The sequence below is a fragment of the Paenibacillus sp. FSL H3-0457 genome, from assembly GCF_037981725.1.
Classification (GTDB): domain Bacteria; phylum Bacillota; class Bacilli; order Paenibacillales; family Paenibacillaceae; genus Paenibacillus; species Paenibacillus amylolyticus.
On the sequence record NZ_CP150283.1, the window covers coordinates 6,881,363 to 6,903,171 of the forward strand.

The 21,809-nt window shown below is 46.5% G+C and carries 20 protein-coding genes; 3 read left to right on the forward strand and 17 right to left on the reverse strand.

The window, feature by feature from the left end; all coding sequences use genetic code 11:
* The first annotated feature begins 124 nt into the window (after positions 1-124).
* The gene (locus MHH25_RS30245; protein WP_340018792.1) at positions 125-3,205 is read left to right on the forward strand and encodes an ATP-binding protein; all 3,081 of its coding nucleotides are present in this window, start codon (positions 125-127) and stop codon (positions 3,203-3,205) included.
* A gap of 266 nt (positions 3,206-3,471) precedes the next feature.
* Here the strand turns inward: MHH25_RS30245 and MHH25_RS30250 are convergent, their stop codons facing one another.
* The 6 genes from MHH25_RS30250 to nikA form a co-directional block, all read right to left on the reverse strand.
* On the reverse strand, positions 3,472-4,977 hold the full coding sequence (locus MHH25_RS30250; RefSeq protein ID WP_237178362.1) for a malate:quinone oxidoreductase: 1,506 nt from the start codon (positions 4,975-4,977) through the stop codon (positions 3,472-3,474).
* A 378-nt stretch (positions 4,978-5,355) separates the two neighbouring features.
* Complete coding sequence (locus MHH25_RS30255) at positions 5,356-6,327, reverse strand: dipeptide/oligopeptide/nickel ABC transporter ATP-binding protein (protein WP_340018793.1); 972 nt, start codon at positions 6,325-6,327, stop codon at positions 5,356-5,358.
* Positions 6,324-7,124 carry an ABC transporter ATP-binding protein gene (locus MHH25_RS30260; RefSeq protein ID WP_340018794.1) on the reverse strand — a complete coding sequence of 267 codons (801 nt, stop codon included), beginning with the start codon at positions 7,122-7,124 and terminating at the stop codon, positions 6,324-6,326. Before MHH25_RS30260 ends, MHH25_RS30255 begins: the two co-directional genes overlap by 4 nt.
* Entirely contained in the window at positions 7,121-7,975 is an 855-nt protein-coding gene (gene nikC / locus MHH25_RS30265) for a nickel transporter permease (RefSeq protein ID WP_340018795.1), read from the reverse strand. The genes MHH25_RS30260 and nikC overlap by 4 nt, the downstream gene beginning before the upstream one ends.
* Positions 7,972-8,919, reverse strand: coding sequence for a nickel ABC transporter permease (gene nikB, locus MHH25_RS30270; RefSeq protein ID WP_340018796.1), 948 nt, complete (start codon positions 8,917-8,919; stop codon positions 7,972-7,974). Before nikB ends, nikC begins: the two co-directional genes overlap by 4 nt.
* Positions 8,919-10,469: a nickel ABC transporter substrate-binding protein gene (gene nikA / locus MHH25_RS30275; protein WP_340018797.1), complete on the reverse strand. Its 1,551-nt coding sequence runs from the start codon at positions 10,467-10,469 to the stop codon at positions 8,919-8,921. The genes nikB and nikA overlap by 1 nt, the downstream gene beginning before the upstream one ends.
* Before the next feature lie 370 nt (positions 10,470-10,839).
* On the opposite strand from nikA, the gene MHH25_RS30280 reads away from it, so the two are divergent.
* Complete coding sequence (locus MHH25_RS30280; protein WP_340018798.1) at positions 10,840-11,265, forward strand: hypothetical protein; 426 nt, start codon at positions 10,840-10,842, stop codon at positions 11,263-11,265.
* Between the two features lie 57 nt (positions 11,266-11,322).
* Here the strand turns inward: MHH25_RS30280 and MHH25_RS30285 are convergent, their stop codons facing one another.
* The 7 genes from MHH25_RS30285 to MHH25_RS30315 all read right to left on the reverse strand — a co-directional run bounded on the left by MHH25_RS30285 (position 11,323) and on the right by MHH25_RS30315 (position 15,871).
* A complete protein-coding gene (locus MHH25_RS30285; RefSeq protein WP_076329331.1) occupies positions 11,323-11,727 on the reverse strand; it encodes an Imm7 family immunity protein in 405 nt (134 codons plus the stop codon).
* Positions 11,728-11,806: 79 nt separating this feature from the next.
* Positions 11,807-12,136, reverse strand: a complete 330-nt coding sequence (locus MHH25_RS30290) for a hypothetical protein (RefSeq protein WP_340018799.1) — start codon at positions 12,134-12,136, stop codon at positions 11,807-11,809.
* Positions 12,137-12,167: 31 nt separating this feature from the next.
* Positions 12,168-12,650, reverse strand: coding sequence for a hypothetical protein (locus tag MHH25_RS30295; RefSeq protein WP_340018800.1), 483 nt, complete (start codon positions 12,648-12,650; stop codon positions 12,168-12,170).
* A 125-nt stretch (positions 12,651-12,775) separates the two neighbouring features.
* A complete protein-coding gene (locus MHH25_RS30300) occupies positions 12,776-13,171 on the reverse strand; it encodes a hypothetical protein (RefSeq protein ID WP_340018801.1) in 396 nt (131 codons plus the stop codon).
* 98 nt (positions 13,172-13,269) lie between these two features.
* Positions 13,270-13,680, reverse strand: coding sequence for a hypothetical protein (locus tag MHH25_RS30305; RefSeq protein ID WP_340018803.1), 411 nt, complete (start codon positions 13,678-13,680; stop codon positions 13,270-13,272).
* Positions 13,681-13,682: 2 nt separating this feature from the next.
* The gene (locus tag MHH25_RS30310) at positions 13,683-14,882 is read right to left on the reverse strand and encodes a WXG100 family type VII secretion target (protein WP_340018804.1); all 1,200 of its coding nucleotides are present in this window, start codon (positions 14,880-14,882) and stop codon (positions 13,683-13,685) included.
* Between the two features lie 185 nt (positions 14,883-15,067).
* Entirely contained in the window at positions 15,068-15,871 is an 804-nt protein-coding gene (locus tag MHH25_RS30315) for a hypothetical protein (protein ID WP_036611803.1), read from the reverse strand.
* Between the two features lie 164 nt (positions 15,872-16,035).
* Between MHH25_RS30315 and MHH25_RS30320 the strand changes: the two genes are divergently transcribed.
* Positions 16,036-16,383, forward strand: a complete 348-nt coding sequence (locus MHH25_RS30320; protein WP_036611805.1) for a helix-turn-helix transcriptional regulator — start codon at positions 16,036-16,038, stop codon at positions 16,381-16,383.
* 75 nt (positions 16,384-16,458) lie between these two features.
* Here the strand turns inward: MHH25_RS30320 and MHH25_RS30325 are convergent, their stop codons facing one another.
* The 4 genes from MHH25_RS30325 to MHH25_RS30340 form a co-directional block, all read right to left on the reverse strand.
* Positions 16,459-18,153, reverse strand: a complete 1,695-nt coding sequence (locus MHH25_RS30325; RefSeq protein WP_036611807.1) for a diguanylate cyclase — start codon at positions 18,151-18,153, stop codon at positions 16,459-16,461.
* Between the two features lie 333 nt (positions 18,154-18,486).
* Positions 18,487-19,257 (reverse strand): AAC(3) family N-acetyltransferase, encoded by a 771-nt coding sequence (locus MHH25_RS30330; RefSeq protein WP_036611810.1) that lies wholly within the window; start codon positions 19,255-19,257, stop codon positions 18,487-18,489.
* 160 nt (positions 19,258-19,417) lie between these two features.
* Entirely contained in the window at positions 19,418-20,836 is a 1,419-nt protein-coding gene (araA, locus tag MHH25_RS30335) for an L-arabinose isomerase (RefSeq protein ID WP_017691494.1), read from the reverse strand.
* Positions 20,837-21,110: 274 nt separating this feature from the next.
* Positions 21,111-21,806: an L-ribulose-5-phosphate 4-epimerase gene (locus tag MHH25_RS30340; protein ID WP_036611813.1), complete on the reverse strand. Its 696-nt coding sequence runs from the start codon at positions 21,804-21,806 to the stop codon at positions 21,111-21,113.
* Positions 21,807-21,809 lie beyond the last annotated feature (3 nt).

Here is a 21,809-nt window from a genome sequence, read left to right on the forward strand (position 1 = left end):
AATCCTAACGTGGGACCGCTATCATTTAAATATAGAATCTATGTTCCGGTATTCAAAAAAATGTTCATCTTTGGCAGAGGGCATGCAGGAATTTGAAGTAAACTGTCGAAAACTAAAGTCTGCCATGAAACCAATAACCTATAAAAAGATACCCCGATATGTAGTGCTGTCGATTCTATTCCTGACTATTTTGCTTGGCTTTCGCTGGATATGGTCCGAGACTTTCACTATACCCGCACATCCTGAACCCATTGAAGGCTTGTTAGACCTTCGAGGCTGGGACCTCGCCAACACTTCACCCATATCCCTGGATGGAGAATGGGAGTTTTATCCCCAGACGTTAATCTCTGATCGTGACGCGAAAATAGCGGATAACCCATCCACACCGATTCAAGTTCCCGGTGACTGGCGTGATGCATTACCACAATCCTCATCGTCGTTTGGATATGGGACATACCATCTTCGCATACTTTTAGATCCATCTGTGGAGGAAGTCTCTCTCTGGGCTCAGAAAATCCAGACATCATCGATTATCGAGATGAACGGCACCATTGTTGCCGAATTCGGCCAACCTGCCACTCATGCCGAAGCCTATCGACCAGAAAGGACTGCATTTACAACTTCCTATGTGCTTGACGGTTCTACCGAACTCAATCTTTTGGTGCAGACAGCCAATTTTGACGATCCTTATAGCGGAGGGATCACACGCTCTCTCTATTTTGGTTCTCCAGAAGCCATTGGAAGTGAACGAGGACTATCCATTGACTTGCAAAAGATTACATTCGCTATACTGCTTTTGCACAGCCTATACGCTTTTGTCATGTTTCTATTTATCCGAAAGGAACGAGCTCTTCTGACGTTCTCGATGCTAACGCTGGTAGCTGCCCTAACGGTCGCTTCCGACCATGACAATCTGTTATTGAGTTGGATTCCACTCAACTTCACTTGGATCGTTAAGGCCAAAGCGTTGTCCTATCCGTTGTTCGCATTCTTTCTTTTACAAATGGCTAAAAGCTTCTCCCATAATCTACAATGGCGTAAACTGTTCCGTATCTATGCCAGCGTGCTTGGCGTTTACTGTTTATTTTTGCTCGTCGCACCCGTGACCCTGATCTATCATGTACTTGAGATTGGGCTCTCTGATTTCCTTTATCTGTTTGCCATCGGCTGGTCTGTGTACCTATTCTTCCGAATGGCAGCCGAGAAACGAAGGGACGCAAGCTTTTTGCTCTTTGCGGCTACTAGCAGCCTATCAAGCGTGTTATGGGGAATTGTGAACTCACATAGCGAAATTACCAACGTGTATTATCCGATCGATGTGATCGCGGCCATGTTCGGCTTCTCCGCCTATTGGTTCAGAAAATACTTCCGTAATTCAAGTGAGATCGAGAAGCTGTACGAACAGCTCAAAGAAGAGGATCGCCAAAAGGATCAGTTTCTTGTGAATACGGCTCATGAATTGCGTACACCGCTGCACGGGATCATCAATATCGCCGAGAGCATCGCGGTCCGTGAACGTCGTAAATCAGGTGGGCAGCAGGCAGAAGACATGAAGCTGTTAGTTACCATCGGCCGACGCATGTCCCAACTGGTTGATGACCTCCTTGATGTCATTCGTTTGAAAGAAAAACGTATTACGCTTCAGAAGAAACCTTTATCTCTTGCCTCTGTCATTCCAGGCGTGATCGGTATGTTCCGATTCATGGCAGAGGGCAAGCCCATCCATATGCAGGTGGATATTCCTGAATCACTGCCGTTGATTCAGGCCGATGAGAGAAGACTTGTTCAGGTGCTCTACAACCTGTTGCATAATGCACTCAAATTTACCGATGAGGGTACCATTACCGTGTCCGTTCGGGAACATGGAGAGTATGTCTTGATTCAAGTTTCAGATACAGGTGTTGGTATGAGTGAGGAGATACAACAGCGAATATTCGAGGCCTATGAACAGGGGACCCCAGAGGCTCGTTTAAGCGGAGGAATCGGCCTCGGTCTCAATATCAGCAGGCAGCTCACAGAACTCCATGGCGGCCAACTCACCGTGCAATCCGTACCTGGGCAAGGATCGACCTTCCAGATCTCACTTCCACGGGAAGACACCGCATCGCTATCGGACCAGACTGAGCAGCAATGGGACGCTCACAGCTTCGATGAAATTGCGATTGCAGAGCCGCAGCAGCAGACCGTCTCTCAAGATAAGACTGCTGCAAGAATTCTTGCCGTCGATGATGATCCTGTAAACCTGCGAGTACTGATCTCCATGCTGGCGAATGAACCGTATCATATTCAACCCGCGGCCTCGGCGCTTGAGGCACTTGAATTATTGGATAAGGAGCCTTGGGACTTACTGATTGCCGATGTCATGATGCCTCATATGTCCGGTTATGAACTGACCGAGAACGTACGCAAGCGTTATTCGGTATCCGAGCTTCCCATCCTGTTGCTGACGGCCCGTAACGAGCCAGCGGATGTATACGCCGGATTCATGGCCGGTGCTACAGACTATGTCACCAAGCCCGTGGATGCCGTTGAATTAAGACATCGCATCGGGTCTCTGATCGTACTGAAACAATCTATTGATGAGCGACTGCGCATGGAGGCTGCTTACTTACAAGCACAGATTCAGCCCCATTTTCTTTTTAATACGCTCAATTCAATCATGGTTCTTAGTGAGATGGACACGGAGCGAATGCAGAAACTGGGCGATGCTTTTATCGAGTACCTTCAGACCAGCTTTCATTTTGTCAATTCGGAGAAAATGGTTGAGGTCACTCATGAGTTGGATCTCTCCCGCGCCTATCTCTACATTGAGAAAGAACGATTCATGAATCGGTTGAACGTCATCTGGGATATTCCCGATGATCTTGATCTATCCCTGCCGCCACTCACCATTCAACCGCTCATTGAGAATGCTGTTCGACATGGTATTCTCAGCAAAGTTGAGGGTGGAACCGTGCATATCCGAATCATCAACCAAACAGCGTCCACCTTGATTGAGATCGAGGATGACGGTGTGGGGATGCAGCCCGAGCAGATCGAACGGGCACTCGCGTGGCCCAAGAAAGGACCCGGCGGAACCGGAGGCATTGGATTAACTAATACACATCGCCGGTTGACCCAGATGTACGGACAAGGTTTGACCATCGTCAGCTCGCCGGGCCAAGGTACGAAAGTTTCCTTTGTCATCCCTTTGGACCGCAGTTGAGAGCCTGAGCGATAAGATCGTTCTATAACTCTACAGCGGCATATTGTACGATCCATATCCGTATCCGTCCGCTTAAGTGCACGGTCAACAGGGAAAACGATATTAGCTTACATGTTCAAGTTCAAGTTCAAGTTCAAGCCCAGGCTCGAGTTCAAGTTCAGGTTCTGATATACCAAATAAACCAAAAGAGAGCTAAGCACGGGTTTCGTCCCGGCTTAGCTCTCTTTTCTATGACTTCATTATGATCTAACACGATAAGCTAAACGTTATACGTGCATGACATGTTTTTCATCCGATAACCCCAGCGCCTTGGCTGTTGAAGAATGAACCTCTTTGAGGAGATCCAGATTCTCCACAAGGGATATGCCGTAAGAAGGAATCATTTCCTTGATCTTTGGCTCCCATGCCTCCATATGCTGCGGAAAGCACCGCTGAAGAATCTCAAGCATGACCTGAACCGCGGTGGATGCACCCGGTGATGCACCTAGCAGAGCCGCAATCGTTCCATCTGCAGACGTGACCACTTCTGTACCGAATTGGAGCGTACCCTTGCCACCTTGAACGGTATCCTTGATCACCTGCACACGCTGGCCCGCCAGAACCATATCCCAATCCTCGCTCTTCGCACCCGGAACAAAGTCACGCAATTCTGCCATACGTTGTTCTTTGGATAACATCAGTTGTTGGATCAGGTATTTGGTCAAAGAGATTTCTTTGACACCTGCTGCAAGCATCGTAAGCAGATTATGCATCTTAACAGACGTGATTAAGTCGGCATTGGAACCCGTCTTCAGGAACTTCGGCGAGAACCCGGCAAACGGTCCAAATAACAGCGACTTCTTATTGTCGATAAAACGGGTATCCAGATGCGGAACGGACATCGGCGGAGCTCCTACCGAAGCCTTGCCATATACTTTGGCATGATGCTGTTCCACGACTTTTTGATTTTTGCACACCATAAAAATCCCACTGACCGGGAATCCGCCGATATGTTTACCTTCTGGAATGCCCGTCTTCTGGAGCAAATGTAGACTTCCGCCGCCTGCGCCGATAAAGACGAATTTTGCCTTATGGCGTTCGACTGCACCGCTCTTCAGGTTTTTCACGGATAATTCCCATTGTCCATCGCTGGTGCGTTTCATATTCTTCACGCTATGTTGGTAGTGGACGCCCACGTGTTGTTCCTTCAAATGTTTGATCAGCATACGCGTTAAAGCACCAAAGTTAACGTCCGTACCGGAGTCAATTTTGGTCGCTGCAACAGGTTCATTACTGGTACGATCTTTCATCATCAGCGGCATCCATTTCGCCAGCTCTTTCTTGTCATCCGAGAATTCCATGCCTGCGAACAACGGGTGATTCGACAAGGAGTCATAACGTCTTTTCAAAAACTGGACATTGCTCTCTCCATGTACATAACTCAAATGAGGAATCGGCATAATGAAGTCCCGCGGATTACGAATCAGACGGCTATTGACGAGATAGGACCAAAATTGCTTTGAGATCTGAAATTGTTCATTCACTTTAATCGCTTTGCTAATATCTACGGTTCCGTCTGGTCGTTCAACGGTATAGTTAAGTTCGCACAATGCAGCATGCCCGGTTCCGGCATTATTCCATTCGTTGGAGCTTTCCTCTCCTGCAGTGGCTAGCTTTTCGAAAACCTTAATATTCCAGTCTGGTGCCAATTCTTTTAGCAAAGTTCCCAAAGTTGCACTCATAATTCCGGCACCAATCAAGATAACATCTGTACTCGTTTGTCCCTGGCTCATGTCTACCGTCCTTATATCCTATATTTGCCAAAAGGATGTAAGCGTTATCGATTTGGCATTTGCAGCAAGCCCATTCTTGAACGGGATCGCACCTTCTCTGAATGATTATAACCTTGATCTAGTGTATCAATAATATAGAGCAATTTAAATATGCAATTTCAAGATATTTGCTATTCCATCAGTATACGCTAGTTTACATCGGAACGTTAGCCCGGTTATAGGCCTGAAAGATATATTTGTTCAAAACAAAGAAAGGAACCCGGTTTTAGGGGAACTTTGGTGATCAAATGGATGCACTAAAAGCCGCTCTCGAATCTCTTCGTAAGGCGGCTTCATATATAAATTAACGATTACCACCCCCGGCGTCTCCGGGAGTACTCAGAAGATTGAAATCAGTTCCTTTGTATACGGATGGCGTTCTTCAGCGAACAACGCATCTGCACCAAAGCGGTCAACGATCTGACCTTCGCGCATAACGATGATGCGCTGGCTCATGCGATGTACTGCAGCCAGATCATGCGAGATGAACACGTATGATAGACCAAGCGACGTCCGGAGATCGGTGAGCAACTGCAAAACTGCTCCTTGCGAGATCACGTCCAGGCTGGCCGTCGGTTCATCCAGAGCAACAACGTCCGGTTCAATGCCAATAGCACGTGCAATCGTGACGCGCTGACGCTGTCCACCACTGAGCTCATGGGGGTATCGTCCAGCCAAATCGCTAGGAAGCTCGACCGCTTCAAGCAGCTTTTGGACGTATGCCTCCTTCGATGTGTAGGTAAAGTGGGACAACTCGGCGTTCCGTCCAAGTTGTTCGTACGGATCGATTAGTGAATCAGCAATCTTGAGCTTGGGATTCAGTGCTGCCATTGGATTCTGGAAAACAATCTGAATCTTCCGGCGATGAGGCCGCAACCGTCGGCCGCTCAGCCGTGCAATATCCTGTCCACCCAGTGTAATCGAGCCTGCATCTGCATCTTCGATCCGTAGCAGACAGCGGGCGAGTGTACTCTTGCCGCACCCGCTCTCCCCAACCAGGCCAAGGCATTCGCCGTGGTTCAGGGTGAAGGAAATATCGTTCACAGCCGGTCGGTCTGCACCCGCGTACGTTCGGCTTAGATGTTCCACGTGAAGCACAGGATTGCCAGGGGTGCTGAGCGATGAAGATTTGTCTGAACCGGCAATATCTATATCCGCATCTATATCTGTATGATCTGAATTTGTAGTATTTATGACTGCATTGTCTGTGTCTGCATGGTTTACGTCTTTTGCAAAATCGTGGCTTCGCACACCAGATTCTTCTTCGGACTGCACGAGTCCAAGATGTTCATCATTTGCGGTCGTCTTCATTCGGTTCCTGCCTCCTTCAATCCCGACTTCAGCGAACGACTCAGAACGGGAGCCGCATCAATCAGCTGGCGCGTATATTCATGTTGGGGATGATCAAGAATGCGATGTTTCCCGCCAGATTCGACGATCTGCCCTTCCTTCATGACAGCCAAGCGGTTGGCATAGCGACGTACATGGCGCCAATCATGCGTGATAAACAGAATGGCACATCCCGTCTCCGCTTGTTTGCGTGCCAGCAGTTCCAACACGCGATGTCCGGATACACTATCGAGTGCCGTCGTTGCCTCGTCTGCAATTAGCAGACGAGGAGACAGCATCAGCGAGGTGGCAATTGAGGCCCGCTGAAGCTGTCCACCGCTCAACTGGAACGGATAGCGGCGCAGCAATTCAGCGCCAAGGCCAACCGATTCCAGCGCTTCCTCCGCTCGTTTCTTGCGGATGGCAGAAGACTTTTCTCCATGTACCTTCTGGTATTCATCAAAGTGCCCACCAATGCTGCGAAAGGGCGTAAATGCTCCCTGATAGTCTTGAAAAATATATGAGATGCGGCTTCCCCGCAGGGCGCGCATCTCCTTTGGCTTCCGTTCGAGCAGGTTGCTACCTTCGAACATGACTCGCCCCGACGCATGCAAGTTGGGCGGCAGCAGACGACCAATCGCTTGCGAGAGCAAGCTTTTGCCACTACCACTCTGTCCAACCAATGCCATGAACTCGCCTTCGCGAACAGCCAGAGAGACTTGATCTATAATCGTACGATCCCGACTGGAGATGCTCAGTTCCTCAATGGAGAGAATCATGGCTGCACCTCTTTCTTCACGTCAAACCGGTCTCTTAGATAGTCGCCCAGCATGTTAGCGAGCAGCACTACCGAGACAATGGCAAGGCCCGGATAGATCATCAGCTCTGGCCGAGACTGGAAGTAAGGCCGCGAGTCGTTCAGCATCGCACCCCATTCAGGTGTTGGTGGCTGTGCGCCAAGGCCAATGTAGGACAATGATGAGATGAGCAGGATGATTTTGCCCAGATCGAGACTGGCTAACACGAGCACATGGCCTGCGATATGTGGAAGCAGATGTTTTCTCATGATACGACCGTCCGATAGTCCGTTGGTCCGGGCAATTCGAATGTAATCCTTTTGTGACTCCGATAAAACCGTACTTCGAACTAGACGGGCATAGCTGACCCACTTTATGATCACAATCGCCAATACCAGATTACCGATTCCCGCGCCAAGCAAGCCACTGAGCACAATCGCCACGATGGTATCAGGGAAAGCAAGAAAGGCATCAGCAATCCGCATGAACAGCTTATCGACCCAGCCACGTTTGTATCCTGCGATCAAACCAAACGGAATACCGATCAGCAGTGCAGCACCGAGTGCCAGCAGACTATAACCCAGTGTTTGGCCGCCGCCAAGCAGCAGACGTGTCAGTACATCGCGGCCCAGATGATCGGTGCCGAACGGATGGAGAGCACTTGCGCCCTGCAATCGTCCGCGCAGATCGGTTAAGGTATGATCATGTCTCAGAACTAAAAAGGCATACAAGGAGGCCGCGATGACCAGAAGTGCAAATAGCAAACCAACGATCGCCTGCCAGCTATGTTTTTTAGATTTTGTAGTTGAAATGGGCAGGGGCATGGTTTTCATCGGTGGGCCTCCTTTTCCTTGAGTTTCATTTCAGGATTCAAATAACGATAAGATAGATCAACCGCCGTATTCACGAAGAATACCACAATAGCCATGATCAGGATGTAACCCTGAATCAGTGGGTAATCACGCTGGCGGATCGCGTCCACCACGAGCTTGCCGATGCCCGGATAGGCGAACAACACTTCAATCACGACAACTCCGCCAATCAGGCTGCCGAGGCTTACGCCGAATACCGTAATGACAGGCGGCAGACTGTGCCGAAACGCATGAAGCATGAAGATCCGGCCTTCGGATAACCCTCTTGCCCGGGCGGACCGAACGAACTCCTGGCTAAGAGAATCTAGCAGGCTGGAACGCAAAAGACGCACATAAACGCTGGAGATAGCAAGTCCCAGCGTCAGAGATGGCAGAATAAGTGAGGTGAATCCATCCCGGCCCATGGTCGGCAGATTGCCAAAGCGTACGCCGAACATGTCGATCAGGATCAGACCCAGCCAGAAGCTCGGCACCGCCGCACCCACAATGGAGAGCATCCGGCTGCCGCGGTCAATCCAACTGCCGCGATGGAGTGCTGATAGCGAGCCGAGCGGGATAGCTATGACGAGCATGACCAGCAGGGCGCCAATCGTGAGTTCAGCCGTAGCAGGCAGCGCACGCATCAGGGTCTGCATGACGGGCTGGCCTGTTGAATACGATACACCGAAGTCGAGACGAACAAAATCGAGCAACCAGTTGCCAAACTGGACAGGAAGCGAATCATTGAAGCCCATTTCCTCGCGTACAGCTTCGACCTGCTCCTGACTAACAGACAGTTCGTCCACATTCAGGATCGTCAGCACGGGATCACCCGGAGCCAGACGAATGAACAGAAAGCTCACAAACATAATGAACAACAGAAAGATAAATACCTCAAGGAACTTCCGAAGCAAAATGCGAAACATTACATCACATCCAGCTTATTGGTAATCATGTAATATTCACTGCGAGTGGTAACCCAATTCTTGATCTTCTTGCCGTTGTAGGCAACGATCGTACCTGGATGCAGCACGAATGAATTCAGTACGTTATCATGCACATAGTTGGCTGCCTTCTCGGCAAGTTCCGCGCGCTTCTCCGGTGCAACTGTGAGATTCAGTTCGTCGATGATCCTGGTCAATTCTGGATCTTCCGATCCACTGAAGTTAAGAGCACCCTTCGGATGGTACGTCGCATTCAGGTAATAGCCTGCATCCCCACGAGGAGCCGTCAAATTACTGTACGTTGCAATATCCCAATCGCGGTTGGATGCCATATAATCTTCCGGGGTGTCAATCTGGCGAATCTGCACGTCGATACCGATCTTCTTCGCATCAGATTGGAACACTTGGGCAATCAATGGCAGATCGGCACGAGCCGAATATGTCAGCAGCGTCAGCTGCAATGGTTTGCCATCCTTAGTCATCACGCCGTTTTGCAGTGTATATCCCGCTTCTTGGAGATAGTTCACTGCGGCGTCAGGCCCGGATTGCGTAGCAGTCTCAGTATAGTTTGGCGCAAATGGCAGCGATGGCAGGAACGGTCCGATGGCTGATTCACCATATCCTAGCAGGATCGTGTCGACGATACCCTGACGGTCGATCAACGCATCCACCGCACGACGGACGTTAATGTCCTTCATACTCTCCCGCTGCATGTTCGTCGTCATCTGATGCACGCGGAACGTCGACGTGGACTCCACAGTCATGCCATCCATTGCTTTGAGCGATTCGAGGCTCTCGACCTCTGGACGGTATACGATATCAACCTGACCAGATTTGAGCGCTAGTGTGCGGGCATTGGCATCTTCATTGAATGAGAATGTGATGGAATCCAGTGGAGATGCTCCATCCCAATATTCATCATAGCGATCCAGATCCAGCTTACTGCCTGGGGTAAAAGAGGTCAGCTTGAACGGGCCCGTACCAATGGGCTTGTTCACAATGTCCGGCTCACTCACATCGATAATCGCCGTATTAGGATTCACCAGCTCTGAAGCAAATTCCGGGAAAGGCTGAGTTGTGGTAATCTCCAGCTTGTCACCCTCGGCTTCAATCGAATCGATCTTCAGCGCGTTCTGGATGGCTACATTCTCTTCCAGCGCCCGCTCAAGGGATGCCTTAACGGATTCACCCGTCATTGGCTTGCCGTTCTGGAATGTCACATCATCTCGCAGGTCGATCGTCCAATGCTGCCCATCTTCGCTCTCCCAGCTCTCGGCGAGCCATGGAGCAACCGTCAAGTTCTCTTCATCGAGACGAACCAGCGTTTCCGTAATGCCCGCGCGCAACGGCACATAGCTGGAATCCACATGTGGATCTAGCGAACTAGTGGAGAAGTTATATAGGAAATGAACATTTTTATTATCGGTGGATGACTGCGCAGCGGGACTGGACTCAGATGATCCGCAGGCGCTCAACAGTCCAGCGCTCAAGGCCAAGGAGACCAGCGCTAGCAGTGGCGTCTTTTTATTCAAGGTAATGCCCCTCTCTCTTAATCGTAATCATTATGATCTAAACAATGAGTATTATCATATCGTAATGATTACGTTTTGACAAGAGTTATATTGGTGTTAGAACGAGAAAGAATCCGACTCTCGGATGAGAGCGGATTCTTCATGTTTTTTGTTACATATGAGGGCTTTATTATGGTTTATTTCCTTTACGATCCGGGATTGTTTACAGGTAGAACCATGCAAGACTCCTCGAAGAGTTATAACCCAGTTTCGTAGTCTTCCAGCAAATGTGACCAGTAACCTCGATGTACTTTAAGGATTAAACAAAATAGAGTTTATGCGGAACATTTCAAATGCAAAATTCGTTTAGGGACTAAAGAGGGGGAGTACGATGAGAAGATATTCACTTATCGCCTTAATGTTTGCTACTGTTATGGCCCTGATTCTTAGCGGCTGCCAAAGTTCTAATCAGCCCGATCAAGTCGAAGTAAATAAAGTCCAGAAGGAATTACACACCTTTTATCCTGGCGATATTACACAGGTTGACTCTATTGAAATGATGACTGGTGGTGATGGTACTAAAAAAACAACTACAGATCAAGTGCTGATTCAGGAATGGATTGAAAAGGTACGCGATTTAGAAATTGTAATTGATCCAGATCAAGAAGATGCTACAGGGGTATTGTTCCATGTAACAATGTTTGAGCAGGGAGAAGAAGTGCTGTATATGACACCTACCGATATGAATCATCAGCGAATGCAGCCACAGTTGGAATTGGCTGACCGAATGTCGGAACTTTATGATGCCATAGAATAAGAGTGTTCTTATATCCTGTATTCAAAGTGACTACATGCTTAAAAGTTCGATTTGAAATTATCCTTCGTAATCATCTTCTAGTTTAGGTATGAATGGGGAGAGAAAGGGATCATTATTCTCCATTACTTTACCTCGGACTAAAGTGTAGACCTTAAACTGATTGAAGGTTTCCGTATCATCACTATCTCTTACATAAAGAATTCCATAGGAGCCTGGAGCTATTTCACCTACTTTTCTAAACACTTCGGTGGGATCATACTTTGATACAGGTTTATGATTATCTAGGCCCGCTATCCATAGTTGAAAGTCACCATTAACTGCTCTCACGTCCAAAACACCTGTAGGCCAATTTAGCTCCTCTACATATTCCCGAAGATGTTGAATAACTAAACCATATTGATACTCATTTTCTTCAAACGACGCACACTCTCTAATGGTTGCCCAGCCATGATATTCGTACATTACCTTTTACAGCTCCTTTATCCGTAAACTATGTAGACAGTGCTTCAAAACTATTTATCTTCTATAGTCGTTACTAACCTCAGAATATATACAGGATTGTACTTGCACTAATAAATGCGCTAGGTAATATATCTTGTACATTTTCAATTCTACTCGTCATATAATCTAACTCACTCCCGTTTAAATGTTGCTTTGCCCACTCCCTTAATCGTTTTAACTCAACTTCAGCAGCTTCTAATTGGTGAAAATATATTTTAGATCCATCCCGAATCAGGGCTATTCCTAATTCATGTATTGCTGCCTCCCAGTACTCATCGTAAAATTCCTGAGTAGCAATATTCTCACTGAGTGTAAGTTCACAGTTCCGATCTTCTATATCCCCGTTATATCTGTATAGGCCTACGGACATTACTATCCCCCCAAGTTTGATCAACATGATCCTATACGATGTCGCTAATATCTTGTACTGAAATATTTAAATGTCTCCAATAATTAAGAGGATAAGCTGAACTACCTACAACCATTTCGCCTTGTCTTGTGATGAAACTCCCACCTCGTTCAAAGAATTTTATCATCGGTTCGTAGAGGTCTATGTATTGAATTGCCTCATCCACTCCTTGATCTGCTAATTCGGAGACTTCTAAATAACCGTAGCAAATTACCTTTACATAAGGATTTCCTAGCGTGTCGAGTTTTGAACAAGCTCGATATACCTTTTCATCTATAGTTTTTCCAAGAATTTTAGCAAAACTAAGTAGGGGATATTGATCTATTGAAGCATCCATCTCGTTTAATAATTGATTAACGCGTCTAAGATATTCTTTAATCAAAACATGAGAAGAAGATTCTATTAAGCTATCTTCTGTATCCTCAAATGAAATAGACGATAATCGTTCAATAGCTTTGGTTAGTAGCTGCCCCATGTATTGCTCTCCTCTCGATAACTATTACACCTATTAGAGTTACGTACAAGGTAACGACTAAATAACGCAGCCCTGGCAACTGCGTTATCGTTTTAAAGTATGTTCTTTAATCTCAATCAGTCGTATTAAATATACACGCTACAAGCGTTCGTTTTGGCTAATTCTAAAAATGTTGTTATCTGATGTGCTACTTCTGGGAGAGTAGGGACAATGTTCTTAACATTCTCTATTTGCTCGCCAATTACTTTACTCACATTGAAGGACTTAAATAAATGAATAGCTGAATCAAGGTCCTGTATTTCCCATGGACTTTCCTCAAACCAACCTTTATGCGCATAGTATTCTTGTAGAATACCAATGTCAGTAGGCTCATAATGACACATAAGATCCAATAATGTCTCAAAATATCCATTCCACATCTTTAGGATATTTTTCTCCGCAGAGTTTTCAAATACAATTAATATTTCCGGTTGCCCCTCGTAACCAACATAATAAAAGTCATTAACTTTATCTTCTATCATAGCTCAACTCTCCAACGCTTAAATGCCAATAGATAAATAATAGGCAACCCTTCCCACTCCATTTAAGTAAAGTTTCCATCCAGTAAATCACAAGGACTTTAATTTAAGGGCTGTAGAACCGCTATGAACGGAGGATGTCCCGTTTCTTGGTTTTGTAACAAACTTGGTTTACGAAATCTTAAACTCGTCTGCAGTTCAATTACAGGTGCTTCAGCCCTGACTTCTTTAAGCAAAACTTTTATCCAAAGGGGGCACAAGGGTACTCTACAACCCAACATCTTTATTACAGAATCAATATCGAACTCGCGTCCATCTAAATTATTCGAATTTAACATTCCCCGGTAAAGATATTCGTCTGTAGAATTTAAAGATTTACCCCGCTCCTCAATCGGAGTAATTATGAATTTACTGTTTTCACCCAGTACTTCGTTATGATAGGTGGATAATTCATCTACAGTTTTTAGTAAGTATTCCTTAAAAGAATCTAAGTCCATATATTTGATCAACATGATCACTCCTTTAATTTCTTTATTATTACTGGTTTGGAGTCTACAACATAACCATCTTTGTCCGTTTCAAACTTATAAAGTTCAAGCCAAGAGCTCTTCACCTTTACACCTGCGTTCTTTAGCAAATCGGCGTACATACTTGATTCTTCCGGAGAAGGACGGTAATGCCCTGACTGATTAGTAATCTTTCTTACTTCTCCTTGACCATTAATCTTTAATTGCCCAGCAGCAAGGACCTCTTCCCGTCCTCCTAATGTATGATGTCGCTTCCCAATGATTAATTCTCCATTTTTATTGATAACGAAATCAACTTCAGTTCTACCATCAATTCCTTTTATTCTTCCACTTTCTAAATGATATGTGAGTACTTTGCCGTCATGTGGAAAGTCTTCATTCGGAAATTTATTACTAATAGTTGAACTAGAATTCACTTTTCCATGTGTAGCTCCTAAATTTTGTTCAGCCTTCTTTATATTATTCTGAATCTTAGATGCCAAACCAGATGACGACGTTTTAAATGGTCCTGAACGTCCCGGCATACTCCCACGAACCATCTGAATCGCCATGAATATCTGACTAAACTTCAGAGAGGTCACCATCATCTGAGCATACTTATCTGATACAGGCTCGCCCGTCGTAGGATGAATCCCCATCTCAAATGCCTTGATCTGTAACGCAAAAATATCTTCCCCAGGCGGTTCAACGTTCACAGCTTGCATGCGATTAAAGTCCAGATTTCCCTGATCCCTCTGATAAGCCCGAAGAGCAGCCTGATCCGCAACACCATTCTCGTTGACAGGCATCCATACCAATTTACCGAACATATTGATTTGCGCCATCCGATAGCCCTTGTCACCCGAACCTGAACCACCTGTTGATTTGGTCATCATAGCTGCGGCACCGACTGCTCCAAACGCACCACCCAGACTTACCTTCTGAGCATCTGCATCTTGGAATCGCGTGGCGATATCCTTCAATTCCTTGGATGTATTCACCATACTCTCTAGCGCTTTATCCAGTATAGGTCGTGACTGCTCGAACTCATAGTAAAATCGCTCCTGCGTCGCACCCATCCACATCATCTGAACGAACATGATCTGTCTCATCAGATCACTTCGTATACTCTCCAACTGCTGTCTGGCTTGATCCACCTGATTCGATACGTGATTTAGTTGTTCAGGGGTAACTTTGATTGTACTCATACGTTTCTCCGCTCATTCAAAATATGATTATCCTATGTTAGCAGAAGTGTAATATGTAAACTATCCGGCTAACATCCTGATTTCACCATGGTAAAAACACAAGCTGTGCTCCTCATCGGTGCTATGGTCCTATATGCATATACCCACTTCAAGGCATATCCTACCAGTTTCAGTAAATACCTTTCCTACTTCATTTCCTCCAACATGACCCGATACCGCCCGATCTGCTCCGCTGTCGCCTCTTCCCGCAATGATTCCAACAATGCTATGCACCTTATAAAATACCGATCCAACCCAAGCTTATCCGCTAACCGAATCCCCTGCAAAATGAATTCCACGGCCTCCTGCGGTCTTCCCATCCACCGTTCATACAAAGCCCGCTGATAACAGTAATGGTACATATCATCGTTGTTTGAAGAATTCATTTTTGTGCCATCGCCCAGCATCTGATCCTCAATCACCTGTAAAACCCGATCAATCTGCCACCTATGCCGCACTGCTGCCTCCGTAATCACTTTCAGACCTGCCAACCATTCCTCCGGATGCTCAAGCAAAAAGTTCACAAACTCCTCCAGCAGTTCCACCTGCCCAGCTTCAATCTCAAGAGCATACCGATTCACCTGTGCCTTATGCCTGAACTCCTGTACCACCTGCATGCCTACCTCATCCAGATCCTCCATCCACCCCAGTTCTGCGTACTGATCGATACATGCCCGCGCCTGATCTACCTGTCCCATCTTCCGGTGAGCCATACCCCGCATTAAGTGACTGAACCCGTAATAGTAGACCAGGGGCTGCTCGATGTGTATATGTGGTGCAGGCACTCCCTTTGACCGATACTCCTGCCGCTCTTCATGGATCGACTGCACACATTGATATAACATGTCTGCCCTCTCCATCACCTTGTTCCAATTTTCAAAAGCCACAGCCATCTCCAACATTTCAACAATGATGTCAGGTTTGAGTGATTTTAGGATAGATTTCCGCAAAGATAATCCTCCTTAATTATCGATTTTCTTATAATTGTATAGATAAATCAAAAGAAGATCAATATAAATTGTACTTATAAGTACTGTTTAATAATCATTTCCTTTGCACATATTAGTCTGTAAGGATTCTATAACCTCTTCTAACCTTAAGTGGAGGTGATCAAATGAGTTTACCAGAGGACGTAGGAAATCGAATACGTGAGTTAAGGAAAGCAAAAGGCTGGACTCAGGAACAACTGGCGGAAGCAGCAGGTCTTCATTACAGCTATATTGGTGGAGTTGAACGGGGAGATCGTAACATTTCTTTGGAGACTCTTGAGAAAATAATCAATGGATTGCAGGTCACTGCTGAAGAAATCTTTAAATTCAAAGAAGACTCTGAGTACAAAAGAGCCTTGGATGAACATATAACTTTAATAAGCGGCAAAAGTACAGATACAATCGTATCATTGACCAAAATTAGCAAAGAATTTTTAAATGCTATCGAAAAATCACATAAAAATTCCGAATAAATATCTCTACATCAAAATCATACGCTAACACCAAAAAGAGTGGAGTACGTCTCCACTCTTATCTTATTTCTCTTTTCAAATAACTCCCCGCTCAAACTCCGCAAACTCCACTCTGTTACGCCCATTCTGCTTCGCCTGATACAAGGCCTTATCCACCGCAGCGAACAGCTGAGTCAAATACCCCTCCGGATTGTCCGGTACATGCACAACTTCAAAGTCCTCAAAGGAAAGAATCCCAATACTAATCGTAATCGACACCTGCATAATCTCGTGATCCACCATAATGTGGTTGGACTCCACAGCTGTTCTCACGCGCTCTGCGATTTGGTTCGCCAGATCATGCTCCGTATGCGGAAGGTAGATCATGAACTCTTCCCCGCCATAACGCGTCAGGATATCGGTACTGCGAATGGATTGTTTGACCGCCTCCGCCGTACGGACGAGCACTTCGTCCCCGATGACATGCCCATAGCGATCATTGATCGCTTTGAAGTAGTCGATATCGAGCAGCAGGAGTGAAAATGGTGTTTTGTATTGAATATTGGTAATGACCTCGTGATTCAGGTGTTGGGTCAGATATCGACGGTTGTAACAGTTGGTTAAACTGTCCGTCAGCGCCAGTTCCTCCAGTTTGCGATTGGCCTCGGATAACTCCTGACGGATCAGGTCTAGAGCCTGATTTCGCTCTTGAAGCGTTACGTTCTGGCGATTCATCTCTTTCACATAGAAGCGCTCTTGCGAGACATCCTGGAACGTGAGTATATGACCAATCGGCACAAGAGCCGAATCCACAATCGGAGAAGATTGCAGGATATAGTGCCGGATATTGTTGTCCCGCTCCACGATCACTTCGATGTGAGAGAGGGTATTTTCTTTTTTCTTATAGTGATTCACGAACTCCCGACAGCTGCCCACAACATGAACAGACTCCAGAAAGGCTTCCATATCAAATGAATCCCCCACATGCAGATCCATAAAGGATCGTGAGGCTTTGTTCGCTTCAACAATGATTTCATTCTCATCCAGTACCAGGATGCCATATGGAATGGTATTGATTACGTCCTCATGGGCGATGGAGACCAGATCGAACACATTGTATCTTTTGATCACATAGACAAAGAACAGGTCCGACAGAAAGATCCCCAGCGAAGTCATGCCAGGAATGATCGGCAACCAGCGGGCTAGAACGACATTCAGAATCGCATCAATTGTTGCAAAAACAGCCAAGACGAAGATGCCCCACAGGGTAATCCGCACCTGTTTTTTGATCATGGCAGACGTCTGCGAAGAATACACCGCCCGGAATAGAACCACGAGAGAAGTCAAGAAATAACTCACCAGAATAGTCATCACAACCCAGAACCAAAGGCCGTAATCCCGCTCGATGTACCCGCCCTCCAGTGGAATGACGAACTCGTTCCATGGATTTGCGACCACACCTATAGCCCCGATCACCGCAGGGATAAATAGCAAGAAGGTTCCTTTTGCACTCAGACGCTCTGAATAACCGGTAATAAAGATCGTCAGTAGAAGCCACCCGCTCCCAAGCAGAGAGACCGCAACGAAAGATAAGGTAACGTAGAACAATTGCAGACCGGAATCATCCGTGAGCGTACTCGCAAATTGACAGAAAGGCCAGAGCATCATCAACCCGTGAAATAAAAAGTACACTTTATGTAAGTTCGTAATTCTAACCGTAGCAAACACATATACACCTACACCAAACAAAAGGACAAATAAAAAGAGATCATACCATACTAAAGGGTTCACGAATCTTCTCCTTCTTAGATGCTACAATGACAACGTGGTTGTTCATGATTCTATGTGATACTTATATATAACTTCAATAAACACCTATACAATTCTGCTACGCCAAACTTATTGGTTAATTTAACCATATCTTATCACACCACCATAAGGGTGAGTAGCCCATACACTGGAAGTCCGACCAACCTCTGATCGAAATGCTGATCTATTTCTGATTATTTTGAATGCTTTTGAAGGTTAGAGTACAAACAGGAGAGGAGATCATCTGCTCAGGAGATATTCGGGTATCATCAAGTGGTCGATATTGAGCCATCCGGCTACCGGACGGCCCTTGTATCATTCGGTTACTGCATGTAGAGGGAGATTGTCCGTGAATAGATCGGGGTTATGCTTGAGCATCTCCGTAATTACCTCTTCTGTCTTAGCCGCATCACACACTCTTACGACCGCATCGCCGAGCTTTCCTATACGCATCGCACCTTCGCGAACCAATACCTCGTCTACTTTCCAGAAATGCTCCGACCATGGCAACCCACAATGTCTGCGGGATGGTACTGAAATCTGGCTTCCATCCGGTAAAACCGTATACAGCATCTCATGCTCGTCCGTCATTCTGCCAGGGATGTCCACCCACTCTTCGACCCCGTGGATAAATGTATTCCGCTTCAAGTCAACGCCTACTAACAAGATCGACGCTTTCCGATCAAGCAGTTTCCCCCATGCTGAACCTCTCGCACACGGTGTATCGAAGAGATGATCGTCCTTCGTAAATGCCTCTGCGTCCCTTCCCAGTGCCGCTACCGAATGCGTAGGGTGCCACGAACGAACTACGCCCGCACGTTTACGAAAAAGTTCAGGCAGAATGCCCACGCAACAGGTAGTATTTTCCACGTGGAACACTGGGTTATCCGCATTAATGGTAGACCACGTATGAGTGGGAAGCACCAACAATCCCTCTTTCATATAGTCACTAAAGGCATCCAACACCGTGTCTGCTCCACCTTCAACCTCGCCTATACTTTTCATTGAAGAGTGAATGAGCAACGTGCCTTGCCTATCCATACCAAGCTGCTCTAGCTGCTGCATCAAGCTTTCTTTTGTATACATGTCCTTCCTCCTTCATTTCTTATCCCTTTTCGATGAAAAAGCAAATCCTTGCTCAGCTTCACATCATGCTTCTCAGCATAACAAACAAAGGGCCGAGGGTTAACCCCCGGCCACAGAGAAAAAAATTGTATGAGTTCAGGCAGTAGCTGCCAATCCACTTTTACTTAATAATAACGTACTCCAGATTCACCAGCTTCGCATACGTCACGATCTGATCTGTAGTCAGGTTCAAGGATACAACCGTATGGTGACCACCACCATTTTCGATCCATGCCTTCACTCCATCTTGGAAGTTCGGCTTCACGCTCCACAGAACACGTGCTACTGGCAGATTAGGTGCTGGAACGGTTGGTTCAAAAGCAGATACTTCGTTGATCAGCAGTTTGTAATGTGTACCGAAGTCTGCCATGGATACCACGACACCTTCACCTGCTTTGCCGTCGAATACGAGACGAGCCGGATCTTCACGATCGCCAATGCCCAGTGGGGACACGATGATTCTTGGTTTGGTGCTGGCAAGTGTCGGATCTACTTCAAGCATGTGAGATTGCAGGATAGCTTCCTGTCCAGCAGCCATCTCGTATGTGTAATCTTCCATGAAGCCCGTGTTCTCGTTATGGGCCATGATTTTCAGCAAACGATCCAGCGCAGCTGTTTTCCAGTCACCCTCACCGGCAAATCCGTACCCTTGAGCCATCAGGCGTTGTACAGCCAGACCCGGAAGTTGTTTCATGCCATGCAGATCTTCGAAGTTTGTAGTGAAGGCACTGTAACCACCTTCGTCCAGGAAACGTTTGATCGCAATTTCATAGCTCGCTTGCACACGTACACTGGCTTCCCAAGCTTCCTTGCTGTTCGTGCCGTAATCGAATTCGTAGAGGTCTCCATACTGAGCAATCAAATCATCGATTTCCTGCTCTGTTACAGCGTTCACGTATTGCACGAGGTCGCCAATGCCGAAGTAATCAACCGTCCATCCGAATTGGATCTGTGCTTCCACTTTATCACCTTCGGTTACGCCCACGTTACGCATGTTATCACCGAAGCGAGCTACTTTGATGTTAAAGCTTTCATTATAAGCTACCGCTACGTCCATCCAGTCAGCAACCTGTTGTTGCACTTCTGGGCGCTCCCAGTAGCCAACAACGATTTTATTTTGTTTTCTCAGACGGGCATTAATGAAGCCATATTCACGGTCACCGTGTGCCGCTTGGTTCAAGTTCATGAAGTCCATATCGATGGTTGCCCAAGGAATGCTTTCGTTGAATTGGGTTGCCAAGTGCAGCAAAGGTTTTTGCAGCAATTTTGTACCACGAATCCACATTTTCGCCGGGGAGAATGTATGCATCCATGTGATCACACCCGCTACTTCGTCGCGGTAATTGACTTCTTTCATCGTGCTCGTGATTTTATCTGCGCTTACCGCCAGATCCTGCAATACGAGCGGGTACGGCAGTACGCCACTTGCATTAAGCGCATCCGTAATTTTCTGTGCGTTGGCTTTTACTTCACCCAGTGCTTCTTCTCCGTACAAGTGCTGTGAACCGACCACAAACCAGAATTCTTTTGCTGCTGACATATAATCATCCTCATTTCATTATTTTATAGTTGAACAAATGGGTTACACTAGAACACTGCGATTGCAGTACCATCTTCCGATCGCTGGTTATCCCCGGATTTCTTTGATCAATTTTAATAAGGATGATATCCGGTTATAAAGGCGAGCGCTTCGCTTCTACAGATTGGTACTGCACTCTCCGTTATCGTGTAAAAGTTTGATACAACTTCATTGGTAGTAGTAACAAACAACCTATTCGCTTGAATTATTATCAACCGATCGCTATATAACCTAATTACTTTTGTCCGTAATACGCGTCTTTTCCGTGTTTTCGCAGATAGTGTTTATCCAAAATGCCTTGTGGCAGTTCTTTCGCGAAGTTATTCAATTGCCGCGCGTACAGGTTCATTTTGCACACTTCCTCCAGCACGACACTGTTTACCACCGCAGACTTGGCATCTTTCCCCCACGTAAACGGCGCATGACCATGAAGCAATACAGCCGGAACAGCCATAACATCAATCCCGCGCTGTTCAAACGTTTCAATAATGACGCGTCCCGTCTCCGCTTCGTATCCTCGATCCACCTCGTCCTGATTCAGGAAACGTGCACAAGGCACCGCTCCATAGAACGTGTCTGCATGTGTTGTTCCCATAACAGGGACGTCCAGTCCGGCTTGCGCCCAGATGGTCGCCCATGTGGAGTGTGTGTGCACAATGCCGCCAATCTCCGAGTAATGCTTATATAGTACGGCATGTGTTGCGGTGTCCGAGGAAGGTCGCATCTCACCCTCCACGACGTTACCGTCCAGATCAACCACAACCATGTCGCTTGCTTTCATCGTATCGTAGCTGACGCCACTTGGTTTGATCACGAACAGACCGCTTTCCCGATCGATTGCGCTGACGTTACCCCATGTGAATTTCACAAGTCCGTGCTTTGGCAGTTCCAGATTCGCCTGAAATACCTCTTCTTTCAGTTGTTCTAACATGTT

Coding starts and splice junctions, on each gene's coding strand:
- MHH25_RS30245 (WP_340018792.1), top strand. CDS start 125: ATGAAACCAATAACCTATAAAAAGATACCCCGATATGTAGTGCTGTCG.
- MHH25_RS30250 (WP_237178362.1), bottom strand. CDS start 4,977: ATGAGCCAGGGACAAACGAGTACAGATGTTATCTTGATTGGTGCCGGA.
- MHH25_RS30255 (WP_340018793.1), bottom strand. CDS start 6,327: ATGAAGACGACCGCAAATGATGAACATCTTGGACTCGTGCAGTCCGAA.
- MHH25_RS30260 (WP_340018794.1), bottom strand. CDS start 7,124: ATGATTCTCTCCATTGAGGAACTGAGCATCTCCAGTCGGGATCGTACG.
- nikC (WP_340018795.1), bottom strand. CDS start 7,975: ATGAAAACCATGCCCCTGCCCATTTCAACTACAAAATCTAAAAAACAT.
- nikB (WP_340018796.1), bottom strand. CDS start 8,919: ATGTTTCGCATTTTGCTTCGGAAGTTCCTTGAGGTATTTATCTTTCTG.
- MHH25_RS30280 (WP_340018798.1), top strand. CDS start 10,840: ATGAGAAGATATTCACTTATCGCCTTAATGTTTGCTACTGTTATGGCC.
- MHH25_RS30285 (WP_076329331.1), bottom strand. CDS start 11,727: ATGTACGAATATCATGGCTGGGCAACCATTAGAGAGTGTGCGTCGTTT.
- MHH25_RS30290 (WP_340018799.1), bottom strand. CDS start 12,136: ATGTCCGTAGGCCTATACAGATATAACGGGGATATAGAAGATCGGAAC.
- MHH25_RS30295 (WP_340018800.1), bottom strand. CDS start 12,650: ATGGGGCAGCTACTAACCAAAGCTATTGAACGATTATCGTCTATTTCA.
- MHH25_RS30300 (WP_340018801.1), bottom strand. CDS start 13,171: ATGATAGAAGATAAAGTTAATGACTTTTATTATGTTGGTTACGAGGGG.
- MHH25_RS30305 (WP_340018803.1), bottom strand. CDS start 13,680: ATGTTGATCAAATATATGGACTTAGATTCTTTTAAGGAATACTTACTA.
- MHH25_RS30310 (WP_340018804.1), bottom strand. CDS start 14,882: ATGAGTACAATCAAAGTTACCCCTGAACAACTAAATCACGTATCGAAT.
- MHH25_RS30320 (WP_036611805.1), top strand. CDS start 16,036: ATGAGTTTACCAGAGGACGTAGGAAATCGAATACGTGAGTTAAGGAAA.
- MHH25_RS30330 (WP_036611810.1), bottom strand. CDS start 19,257: ATGTATACAAAAGAAAGCTTGATGCAGCAGCTAGAGCAGCTTGGTATG.
- araA (WP_017691494.1), bottom strand. CDS start 20,836: ATGTCAGCAGCAAAAGAATTCTGGTTTGTGGTCGGTTCACAGCACTTG.
- MHH25_RS30340 (WP_036611813.1), bottom strand. CDS start 21,806: ATGTTAGAACAACTGAAAGAAGAGGTATTTCAGGCGAATCTGGAACTG.